Source organism: Pantoea sp. EKM10T, assembly GCF_011800685.1.
Taxonomy (GTDB): Bacteria; Pseudomonadota; Gammaproteobacteria; order Enterobacterales; family Enterobacteriaceae; genus Pantoea; species Pantoea agglomerans.
In genome coordinates, this window is sequence record NZ_JAALEU010000014.1 from 80,371 (window position 1) to 90,474 (window position 10,104).

General features: G+C 54.2%; 10 protein-coding genes and 2 tRNA genes. 5 read left to right on the top strand and 7 right to left on the bottom strand.

The genetic code is table 11. The features are described from left to right. Positions 1 to 9: 9 nt before the first annotated feature. On the bottom strand, positions 10 to 741 hold the full coding sequence (gene hpxA / locus HFD95_RS20475) for an allantoin racemase (RefSeq protein WP_010255136.1): 732 nt from the start codon (positions 739 to 741) through the stop codon (positions 10 to 12). Then, positions 738 to 1,460, bottom strand: coding sequence for a GntR family transcriptional regulator (locus tag HFD95_RS20480; RefSeq protein WP_010671140.1), 723 nt, complete (start codon positions 1,458 to 1,460; stop codon positions 738 to 740). The genes hpxA and HFD95_RS20480 overlap by 4 nt, the downstream gene beginning before the upstream one ends. Before the next feature lie 144 nt (positions 1,461 to 1,604). On the opposite strand from HFD95_RS20480, the gene HFD95_RS20485 reads away from it, so the two are divergent. Further along, complete coding sequence (locus tag HFD95_RS20485; protein WP_010671139.1) at positions 1,605 to 3,113, top strand: NCS1 family nucleobase:cation symporter-1; 1,509 nt, start codon at positions 1,605 to 1,607, stop codon at positions 3,111 to 3,113. Positions 3,114 to 3,162: 49 nt separating this feature from the next. Here the strand turns inward: HFD95_RS20485 and HFD95_RS20490 are convergent. Beyond that, positions 3,163 to 3,239: transfer RNA gene (locus HFD95_RS20490), tRNA-Asp, on the bottom strand. 134 nt (positions 3,240 to 3,373) lie between these two features. Then, on the bottom strand, positions 3,374 to 4,105 hold the full coding sequence (gene dnaQ, locus HFD95_RS20495) for a DNA polymerase III subunit epsilon (RefSeq protein WP_010255127.1): 732 nt from the start codon (positions 4,103 to 4,105) through the stop codon (positions 3,374 to 3,376). Positions 4,106 to 4,156: 51 nt separating this feature from the next. Between dnaQ and rnhA the strand changes: the two genes are divergently transcribed. Continuing rightward, positions 4,157 to 4,624: a ribonuclease HI gene (rnhA, locus tag HFD95_RS20500; protein ID WP_010255125.1), complete on the top strand. Its 468-nt coding sequence runs from the start codon at positions 4,157 to 4,159 to the stop codon at positions 4,622 to 4,624. Here the strand turns inward: rnhA and HFD95_RS20505 are convergent. After that, the gene (locus HFD95_RS20505; RefSeq protein WP_010671138.1) at positions 4,606 to 5,343 is read right to left on the bottom strand and encodes a class I SAM-dependent methyltransferase; all 738 of its coding nucleotides are present in this window, start codon (positions 5,341 to 5,343) and stop codon (positions 4,606 to 4,608) included. The genes rnhA and HFD95_RS20505 overlap by 19 nt on opposite strands. Before the next feature lie 42 nt (positions 5,344 to 5,385). Between HFD95_RS20505 and gloB the strand changes: the two genes are divergently transcribed. Further along, complete coding sequence (gene gloB / locus HFD95_RS20510) at positions 5,386 to 6,141, top strand: hydroxyacylglutathione hydrolase (RefSeq protein WP_052272058.1); 756 nt, start codon at positions 5,386 to 5,388, stop codon at positions 6,139 to 6,141. Positions 6,142 to 6,212: 71 nt separating this feature from the next. Continuing rightward, the gene (mltD, locus tag HFD95_RS20515) at positions 6,213 to 7,589 is read left to right on the top strand and encodes a murein transglycosylase D (protein ID WP_022625195.1); all 1,377 of its coding nucleotides are present in this window, start codon (positions 6,213 to 6,215) and stop codon (positions 7,587 to 7,589) included. Positions 7,590 to 7,699: 110 nt separating this feature from the next. Here mltD and HFD95_RS20520 read toward each other — a convergent pair whose 3' ends face one another. Beyond that, positions 7,700 to 8,491 (bottom strand): endonuclease/exonuclease/phosphatase family protein, encoded by a 792-nt coding sequence (locus tag HFD95_RS20520; protein ID WP_010255114.1) that lies wholly within the window; start codon positions 8,489 to 8,491, stop codon positions 7,700 to 7,702. Between the two features lie 262 nt (positions 8,492 to 8,753). Between HFD95_RS20520 and yafC the strand changes: the two genes are divergently transcribed. Continuing rightward, the gene (yafC, locus tag HFD95_RS20525; RefSeq protein ID WP_022625197.1) at positions 8,754 to 9,656 is read left to right on the top strand and encodes a DNA-binding transcriptional regulator YafC; all 903 of its coding nucleotides are present in this window, start codon (positions 8,754 to 8,756) and stop codon (positions 9,654 to 9,656) included. 209 nt (positions 9,657 to 9,865) lie between these two features. Here the strand turns inward: yafC and HFD95_RS20530 are convergent. Continuing rightward, a tRNA-Asp gene (locus HFD95_RS20530) sits at positions 9,866 to 9,942 on the bottom strand. Positions 9,943 to 10,104 lie beyond the last annotated feature (162 nt).

Below are 10,104 nucleotides of genomic sequence, written 5' to 3' on the forward strand. Positions count from 1 at the left end.
AAAGTTCCGTTAGTTTAGATGCTGAAACGCACCTGAGAGAGGTTTCTGCAAAGGCCAGGCCAGATCACCATGTTTGCTGGTGCCAAAACCAAGCGCCACCAGCGACTCCACCATCTTCACCGCCGCGCTGACGCCATCGATCACCGGCAGGCCGAGCTCCCGGGTCAGCTCCCCGGCCAGCGTCGCCATTCCGCCACAGCCCAGCACAATCGCCCCGCTGCCATCTTGCCGTTTAGCCTGAATGCAGCGCTGCCGCACTTTTTCCTGCGCCAGGCCGCTGCCATCTTCCAGCGCCAGTACCGGCAGATCGATGGCATGCAGCGCGGCACAGTGATGGGTAAAGCCATACTGCTGCAGCAGATGACGCGCAATCACCAGGGTGCGCGGCAGCGTGGTGACAATGGAGAAACGCGTCGCCAGCAGCGTGGCGGTATGCATCGCCGCTTCCGCAATGCCGATCACCGGTCCGCTGGCCAGCTCGCGTGCCGCCAGCAAACCCGGATCGCCAAAGCAGGCAATGACGTGGCCGCTGACGCCCTGCGCTCTGCCCAGTTTAATCTGCTCCAGTACTCCGATGGCGGCGATCGCCTCATCGAAGTGCCCTTCAATGGAAGGCACGCCCTGCGACGGCGAAACAGCCAGAATTTCGGTGCCCGGTGCGGCGACCGCACGCGCGGCCTGACCGATAGTTTCGGTCATCGCCAGGCTGGTATTAGGGTTAATAACCTGAATCAGGCTCATGAGGCAGCTCCAGAGCCTGCGGCAAACAGTCGGGAAAAGTCGGGCAGCGTTTCCCCGCTGCGCTCAAAGTGCAGGCTGGAGACGATGTGCTCGAAGTGATGCTGTAGCGCCTGCGTCAGCGGCTGCAGCGCACGCGCGCGCAGTAACTGAAGCAGATTCGCATGATCGTCACAGCGGCAGCCACGCTGCCAGGGTGCGCCATAGGCGGCGATCACCAGCGATGATCGCTGCGTCAGACTGGTCACCATGCCGGTGAGCACCTGATTCCCGGAGATCGCCTGTAACTGAATATGAAAGGCCGCTGACAGCCGGATGGCTGCCGGGCCATCATGATCGGCGTGCGCCTGGTTCTCCTGCGCGATGAGCTGCTCCAGCGCCACCAGATGCGGGGGCTGCAAATGGGCCAGGACCACTGGCAGATTAGCGCACTCCATTAAACTGCGGGTTGAGAAGATATCCCGCGCCTCTTCAACGCCGGGTGTGGAGACCTGCGCACCACGTTTGGGCGTCAGAGTGACCATTTGCACCGCCGCGAGGCGTTGCAGCACTTTGCGGATGCCGGTGCGGCTCACACCGAAGACCCCGGAAAGGGCCTCTTCCGGCAGTTTACTGCCCGGCGGCAGCTGATGCTCAACAATGGCGTTCATCAATGCCTGGTAAATCCCTTCATCTTTATCCTGCAGCCTGGTGGCGTCTCGCTGTCCTGTTTTACTCGTCATTACCCGCTCCGGTCGCTTGCTGTACGCCACATATCGTATACGTGAAAAATAAATATTGTATACAAGAAAAGAGATCTGGCCTGGATCCTGCAATACCGCTTTACCAGATTATTCATTCCACTCTCGGGTAGAGGAGCAGGTTTCATGCCAAATCAATCAACGGTGGCCAGCACGGCCTCTGAAGCCAACGCCCGTTACAGCCCACGACTCTGTAACGACGACCTGGCACCGACTCGCGATCAGAACTGGTCGTGGTACAACATTTTTTCTTTCTGGATGTCGGATGTGCACAGCATGGGCGGCTATGTGGTGGCCGCCAGCTTCTTCACGCTGGGATTAGCCAGCTGGCAGGTGCTGCTCTGCCTGCTGGCGGGGATCTGCATCGTGCAGATCTGTGCGAATCTGGTGGCGAAACCGAGCCAGATGGCGGGCGTCCCCTATGCGGTGATCTGCCGTCAGGCGTTTGGGGTGTTTGGTGCCAATATCCCGGCAGTGATACGCGGTCTGATCGCGTTCGCCTGGTATGGCATCCAGACCTATCTGGCGGCGAATGCGCTGATGCTGGTGCTGCTGAAGTTCGCGCCGTCGCTGACGTCGATGACCGTGCCGCACTGGCTTGGTCTGTCGCTGCTGGGCTGGTGCTGCTTCGGCATTATGTGGTTACTGCAGGCGATGGTGTTCTGGCATGGCATGAACGCCATCAAACGGTTTATTGATGTCGCCGGACCGGCGGTCTATGTGGTGATGGTGGCGCTGGCGGGCTGGATTGTATACAAGACCGGCTTCGATGGGATCTCATTTACCCTCGCCAGCAAATCGCTGACCGCAGGCGAGCAGACGTGGCAGATGATTACGGCGACGGCGCTGGTGGTCTCTTACTTCTCCGGGCCGCTGCTGAACTTCGGTGACTTTTCACGCTACGGCAAAAGCATGTCAGAGATCCGTCGCGGCAACCGCTGGGGACTGCCGTTTAACTTTCTGCTGTTCTCGGTGGTGACCGTAGTGATTGTGTCGGGTACACAGTCGCTGTTTGGCAAAATGATTACCGATCCCATCGAAACCGTGAGCATGGTCGGCAACGATCTGGCGGTCGCGATTGGATTGCTGACCATGATTACCGCCACCATCGGCATCAATATCGTGGCGAACTTCGTCTCGCCCGCTTTTGACTTCTCCAACTGTTCACCGCAGAAAATCAGTTTCCGTACCGGCGGGATGATCGCTGCGGTGGGGTCGGTGCTGTTAACGCCGTGGAATCTGTTCCAGTCTCCTGAGCTGATTCACTATACGCTGGATGTGCTGGGATCGTTTATCGGGCCGCTGTTCGGGATTCTGCTGACCGATTTCTATCTGATTAAACGTGGACGTATCTCGGTCGACGATCTTTTTAACGATACGCCAGCAGGCCGTTACTGGTATCGCGGTGGCTTTAACCCTAAAGCGATTGGCGCACTGCTGCCATCGGTGGCGATTTGCCTGGTGATTAGCTTTATCCCTTCCCTGCATCAGGTGGCGAATTTCAGCTGGTTTATTGGCGCCGGTCTGGCGGCAGGCTGCTATCGCTTTATCGCCCGTGAAGATCGTGAGGCGGAGGATGTCGCCCGCTGGCAAGGCGAGGTGATGCCGCAGAAGAACCAGGCCACCGCTGAATAGCAGACAGCAAAAAGCCGATTCATTTCTGAATCGGCTTTTTTAAAGAGATTGGCGGAACGGACGGGGCTCGAACCCGCGACCCCCTGCGTGACAGGCAGGTATTCTAACCAACTGAACTACCGCTCCGCGCTTTGTTCCCCGTCGGGAACGAGGCGCATAGTAATGGCAGCCTGTTGCGACGTCAACGCTTTTTCCAGGCGTACAAATCGTTTGCTGTTTTTTTCAGCTTGCCGTTGATTTTATCCACAAAAATGCGTAATTCAGCCGCGCCACAGGCAGCTGCCACCCTTTTTCATCACCAGATCCAGACGTGACTCATGGGCAACCACTTCTTCATCGCTGGCCGTGACCACTCGCAGTGCAGAGGTGGGACGCACGATGCGCTGGATGCTCTCTCCCTGCGCCTGTCGGGCGCTTTCACTTTCCGATAAAAAGGAGAGTGAAGTCTGTCCGCCGGTCATCGTCAGGAAGACTTCAGCCAGAATCTCGGCATCGAGCAGTGCGCCGTGCAGGGTTCGTTTGCTGTTGTCTATTTCGTAACGCGAGCAAAGCGCATCAAGGCTGTTGCGCTTGCCGGGAAACATACGGCGCGCCAGCGCCAGACTGTCGGTGATTTTGCAGAAAGTTTCGGTTTTCTCAATGCCGCGGTTCAGCTTTGCAAACTCGTAGTCCATAAAGCCGATATCAAACGGGGCGTTATGGATCACTAATTCAGCACCGCGAATGTAGTCGAGAAACTCATCGGCAATCTCGCTGAAGGCAGGCTTGTCGGCCAGGAACTCATCGGCAATGCCGTGTACGCCAAAGGCTTCGGGATCGACCAGCCGATCGGGCTTGAGATACATATGGAAATTGTTACCGGTCAGGCGACGGTTGATCACCTCTACCGCACCAATCTCAATGATGCGGTGCCCCTCATAATGTACCCCGATCATGTTCATGCCGGTGGTTTCAGTATCGAGAACGATCTGGCGGTTATTTGCAGTGCTCATAAGACCCGTTTTATGTCAGACTTAGCGTTTTTGAGAGGAAGTCTACCAGAGATGCGCAAACAGGTAGAAATATTCACCGATGGATCCTGTCTTGGAAATCCCGGTCCCGGCGGTTATGGGGCGATTTTACGCTACGGTCAGCATGAGAAAACCTTCAGCGCGGGCTATCACCTTACCACCAATAACCGGATGGAGCTGATGGCGGCGATTGTCTCACTGGAAGCGCTGACTCAGCCGTGCGATGTGGTGCTCAGTACCGACAGTCAGTATGTGCGTCAGGGAATTACCAGCTGGATCCATAACTGGAAAAAGCGTGGCTGGAAAACCGCCGACAAAAAGCCGGTGAAGAATGTCGATCTCTGGCAGCGTCTCGACTTAGCACTCAGCACCCATAAGATTCAGTGGGAGTGGGTTAAAGGCCATGCCGGACATCCGGAAAATGAGCGCTGCGACGTGCTGGCCCGCAGCGCAGCTGAAAATCCCGCTTTTGAGGATATCGGTTATAAAACCGAATCCTGATCCTCTGCCTGCCGGAACTGGCGTGTGGCATTGACCGTCTGGCGGATCTTGCTGGTGCTCATACTCTTCTTAGCCCGGGTCGGCAGCAGCGGGAAGGTGCGTTTACGTGCCACCACAATATTCAGACAGCCCAGCGCCGGTAAGTGGGCGCTTATCAGTTTTCCGCCCTGCCGATGCCACGGCAGCACCTGAAAGCGGGTGCGATAGACCACCTCATAATTCAACAGTCCCAGCCAGTCGACTAACCGCACCTGGCTGAACATCCGTCCGCTCCAGGGGGCTTTGCGGTTCAGGCCCGGCACCATCTTACTCACGCCGAGCAGGCTGAATGGATTGAAGCCGCTGATAATCATCCAGCCATCATCAATTAACACCCTATCTACTTCACGTAACACCCGGTGAGGATCCTGGCTCCAGGCGAGCGTATGGGCCAGCAAACAGGCATCGATCGACTTCGACTCAAACGGCAGTTGCATCGGGTCAGCCAGCACCTGTAACAGCTCACCTTCCCTGCCAACATTGACCTGATGTGAAATAGCACAGTTTTCGGTGTTGATTTCTGCGCTGAGGTTGCCAAGCTTAAGCATATGAAAGCCATAAAGCTTTCCAAGGTAAGGCTGAAGCTGCTGCGTTAGCGCGTCGCGGAAATAATCTCCCCACGGCATATCGCGCCATGACAGCGGTGCGTTCAGAATCTGGCGTGATTTAGCGGGCTTCATGCTTTACGCTCTTCCTTTTCCTACGACCTGCGAGAGGTGATGATGAATCTTACCAGTATTCCTGCGTTGCAGGACAACTACATCTGGACGCTGACTGATGATGAGGGTAAATGCCTGATTGTCGATCCCGGCGAAGCCCAACCGGTGTTAGAAAAAATGGCCTCCAACGGCTGGCAGCCGGTCGCTATTCTGCTGACTCACCACCATAACGACCACACGGGCGGAGTGAAAACACTGTGCGAGCATTTCCCTCAGCTTGAGGTCTATGGTCCCCAGGAAACTGCGGCTAAAGGGGCCAGAACGATAGTCAGCGAAGGCGATAAGGTCACGGTACTGGGCCTGACGTTTGAGGTGATCCACACCCCTGGTCACACTTTAGGACATATCTCATATTACAGCTCACCTTATCTTTTCTGTGGTGACACACTCTTTTCGGGCGGCTGCGGACGCCTTTTTGAGGGCACGGCAGAGCAGATGTATGATTCCTTTCAAAAGCTTAACCAGCTTCCAGGTGAAACATTAGTCTGCTGCGCGCATGAATACACTTTATCCAATCTGAAGTTTGCTGCGGCTATTCTGCCCCATGACCCACAAATAACGGCCGAATATCAGAAAATTAAGGACTTACGCGCTGAAAATGGCATTAGTTTGCCCACAAAACTGGCGCACGAACGGACAATAAATTTATTTCTTCGCACGCAAGACGTTGATTTACAAAGGGCATTAAACGTTAACGTTACTGATGAACCTGTATGGCGTTCATTTGCCGTTCTACGCGAGAAGAAAGACGCTTTTTGATTTTTCGGGTTGTGTTGTGAAAAGTCGTCACGTATAGTTGCTCGTCTTTTAAGCGAACTATTGACACACACATGAAGGCTAAAGCGATCTTACTCGCCTCAGTCTTGCTGGTAGGATGTCAGGCGTCCAGGAACGATGCCAATATCCCGGTACAGCATGCACAGAGTCTGTCTTCAGCTGGTCAAGGTGAAAATGGAAAGTACGGAGACGAGTTTTTGTCGCCGCGATGGCAGGAAGATGGAACTGGCCTCGCAGCAGACGCAGATCTCTGGAGTTTCATTAGTGACGAGTTGAAGATGGGGATTCCGGAAAACCCGGCAATCCGCGAACAAAAAAGTAAATTTTTAAAAAATAAGAGCTATCTCCACGATGTAACATTACGGGCAGAGCCGTACATGTACTGGATAGTCGAGCAGATACAGAAACGTAAAATGCCGATGGAACTGGTACTGCTACCCATAGTGGAGAGCGCTTTTGACCCCCGGGCAACTTCATCCGCCAATGCCGCTGGTATCTGGCAGATTGTTGCTGCAACAGGTCGAAACTATGGTTTGAAACAGAACCAGTATTACGATGGGCGACGTGATGTGGTCGCATCCACGAAAGTTGCGCTGGATATGATGCAGCGTCTTAACACCATGTTTGACGGCGACTGGTTATTAACCATCGCAGCGTACAATAGTGGTGAAGGACGTGTACTCAAAGCGATAAAGCAGAACAAGGCGCGCGGTAAGCCGACTGACTTCTGGCATTTATCGCTGCCACGCGAAACGACCGTGTATGTGCCTAAAATGTTAGCTCTGAGTGAACTGCTCAAAAATAACAAGCGTTACGGTATCAAACTGCCGACACCTAATGAAAGTCGTGCTCTGGCGCGAGTGGAAGTGGGTCAGCAGATACAGCTGACGCAGGCTGCCGAAATGGCGGGTATGTCGCTCACGAAACTGAAGAGCTTCAATACCGGTTACAAAGGCGGCGCAACAGCGCCAAACGGCCCACACTATATTATGGTGCCGAAGTCGAACGTCGCGAAACTGCGTAACTCACTGGCTTCTGGTGACATCGCAGCGGTACAGCCTACTCAGCTTGCGAAAGCCAGTGCGAGTGGCGGGTACAAAGTGCGACGGGGTGATACGCTCTCTGGTATCGCCTCAAAACTTGGCGTTAGCGTCTCGACACTGAAGCAGGATAACAACCTGCGCGGTGCTGATATCCGACCGGGTCAGACTCTGACCATTGGTTCGAATGGCACCCGACTGGCTGATAACGGCAACAGCATCACCTATCGTGTTCGTAAGGGTGATTCTCTTGACAGTATTGCCCGTCATCACGGCGTCAATATCAAAGACGTGATGCGCTGGAACAGTGTGCTGGACAGTGCGAAAGATATTCAACCCGGCGATAACTTAACGCTGTTTGTGAATAATAACGCAACACCTGATACCTGATACATTGAAAAGGCTGACATTTGTCAGCCTTTTTCTTTTATTCATCCGCCACCGTTTACTCATCTGCCGGACTTCCCTCCTCCTTCTACAGGCTCGCTTAATGCACCGGACTAGCTTCCTGAACTGAACTCCACCAGTAAGGGGTTATGGTCGGACGCGCGCGTCACCAGTACGGATGCCTCACTCACCCTGAGATCGCGATAGAAGACGAAATCCAGCGGGCGACCAAAGGCTTTACGGCGGTGATCGGCAGTGAACATGACCTCTTCCAGCTTCATTCGCTGTGCAAAACGGTAGAGTGCATTGATACGCTGACGGCTCCAGGCATTGAAATCCCCGGCCATAATCACCGGCCCCTGGTGATGCATGATCTGCTCCCCGATTGGCCCCAGCTGTTTACTGTAGACGTCGACGCCCAGGCTGAAATTTACCGCATGGATGTTCACGACCATCAGCATTTCCCCCGTGGGCAGCGGATACGCCGTGACCAGTGCCGATTTTGACAGCCTCAGCAGAGGCTCACGCTCACGCAACGGGCAGCAATAGACCGGGTGCGCAGAGGCGAGCGTCATCACCCCAGAGGGATGCTGAGGCAGCACAAAGGCAGGTACCTGATCGGCAGCAAGATAATTACTGGTGGCAAATTCCACCAGTTCTGGTGTGGTCTGCGCTTCCTGCAGTAATACCAGGTGCGCATCTTTACCAAATCCTTCCAGTACCGACATCCAGTCTGCGCGTTGCTGCTTGAAGATGTTCCACACCAGAACTTTGAGGTTTGGGTGCGCGGGCAAGGGTGCGCCGGGTGGCAGTGCCTGACCGAGATGGAGCATCGCGCCAGGTGGAAAGATCTGTTCCACTGGTTGTCCTGCTACATATCGCATTGCATAAGTTTTTTTGCGCACTTTCCCGCCTGGCTGATGATTCAAAATACAGTTAACACCTGTCTGTTATAGGGATTTTAGACCGGGGTTTCAATGGATGCAGGTGAATGTCAGAATTCATCACCTTTTCCAGAATAAAGCAGCCCTTTTACGTTCGCTAAGCAAAACGAGGCAGATCAGGCGGTGACATCCCCGATGTCATCGTTAACGGCTCCTGTACTGGTTATAACAGCATTATCAGTCATAAACTGGCTTAATGGCCATGTGACTGCAGGGAGGAAGAATGAAGGCATCTTCTGATGAACTAAAAGTGTTTGTCAGCGTAGTAGAAAGTGGAAGTTTCAGTCGCGCTGCTGAACAGCTGAAGATGGCTAACTCTGCCGTCAGCAGGACAGTTAAAAAGCTGGAGAGCAAGCTGGGTATTGCCCTGCTGACCCGCACAACACGGCAGCTGGCGCTTACGCAGGAGGGCGAACGCTATTTTCGCCATGTTCAACGTTTTTTGCAGGAGATGACCACGGCAGAAAGCGATTTGATCGAGAGTTTACAGGCGCCTAAAGGACTACTGCGCGTTGATGCCGCGACGCCGGTCATTCTGCATTTGCTGATGCCGATGATTAAACCCTTTCGTCTGCGCTATCCTGACGTGACTCTTTCTTTGATCTCCTCAGAGAGTTTTATCAATCTGATTGAGCGGAAAGTGGATATCGCCATTCGCGCCGGCAATCTCACCGACTCAACGCTGCGCGCCCGGCTGCTGTTCAGGAGCTTTCGCAAGATGGTTGCTTCACCCGCCTATCTCCGTGAGCATGGGACACCGCAAACGGTGGCTGAGCTGGATAACCACCACTGTCTCGGCTTTGATGATTCCCCACGACTCAATCGCTGGCCCGTCTCCCGTGAAAGCGGCGAACTCTATGATATTAGCTGGGCTATCTCCTCTAACAGTGGAGAGACGATTAAGCAGCTCTGTCTTACCGGTAATGGTATTGCCTGCCTGTCGGACTATATGATCGATCGTGAAGTTGCTGAGGGAAAACTGGTGGAAGTGTTGGCCGATCAGCGTCTGCCGGTCGAGATGCCCTTCCATGCTGTTTACTACAGTGATATTGGCGTAAGCCAGCGTGTGCGCGCTTTTATCGATTTTCTGAGTGAGTGGACAGCTGACCAGCCTTGGCGTACCTGAAATCTACAGGGGCTGGCCTGATCGGGGTCTGCCCGCACACAATTGGGAAGGGTGGGATCGATTGCGCGATTATCGATTCAGATTCAAAGAATTAGCGTTCGTTAAAATGATCCGGGAGATCGAAGAGAATCAGTGCGGTGTATTTTTCCGTGTTGAATTTGCTGCAATGGAAAAAGCCCTGACCGTTAAGTCAGGGCTTTCCAATTAAGTGGCGGAACGGACGGGGCTCGAACCCGCGACCCCCTGCGTGACAGGCAGGTATTCTAACCAACTGAACTACCGCTCCACCGATTCTTTCACAGCTGTCAGCAACTGGCTGATGGCCGTCTGTTCCTGTTATTTTCCTTGTCAGGGGAAAAGGAACGAATTTGATGCCTGGCAGTTCCCTACTCTCGCATGGGGAGACCCCACACTACCATCGGCGCTACGGCGTTTCACTTCTGAGTTC

Coding starts and splice junctions, on each gene's coding strand:
- hpxA (WP_010255136.1), bottom strand. CDS start 741: ATGAGCCTGATTCAGGTTATTAACCCTAATACCAGCCTGGCGATGACC.
- HFD95_RS20480 (WP_010671140.1), bottom strand. CDS start 1,460: ATGACGAGTAAAACAGGACAGCGAGACGCCACCAGGCTGCAGGATAAA.
- HFD95_RS20485 (WP_010671139.1), top strand. CDS start 1,605: ATGCCAAATCAATCAACGGTGGCCAGCACGGCCTCTGAAGCCAACGCC.
- dnaQ (WP_010255127.1), bottom strand. CDS start 4,105: ATGAGCACTGCAAATAACCGCCAGATCGTTCTCGATACTGAAACCACC.
- rnhA (WP_010255125.1), top strand. CDS start 4,157: ATGCGCAAACAGGTAGAAATATTCACCGATGGATCCTGTCTTGGAAAT.
- HFD95_RS20505 (WP_010671138.1), bottom strand. CDS start 5,343: ATGAAGCCCGCTAAATCACGCCAGATTCTGAACGCACCGCTGTCATGG.
- gloB (WP_052272058.1), top strand. CDS start 5,386: ATGAATCTTACCAGTATTCCTGCGTTGCAGGACAACTACATCTGGACG.
- mltD (WP_022625195.1), top strand. CDS start 6,213: ATGAAGGCTAAAGCGATCTTACTCGCCTCAGTCTTGCTGGTAGGATGT.
- yafC (WP_022625197.1), top strand. CDS start 8,754: ATGAAGGCATCTTCTGATGAACTAAAAGTGTTTGTCAGCGTAGTAGAA.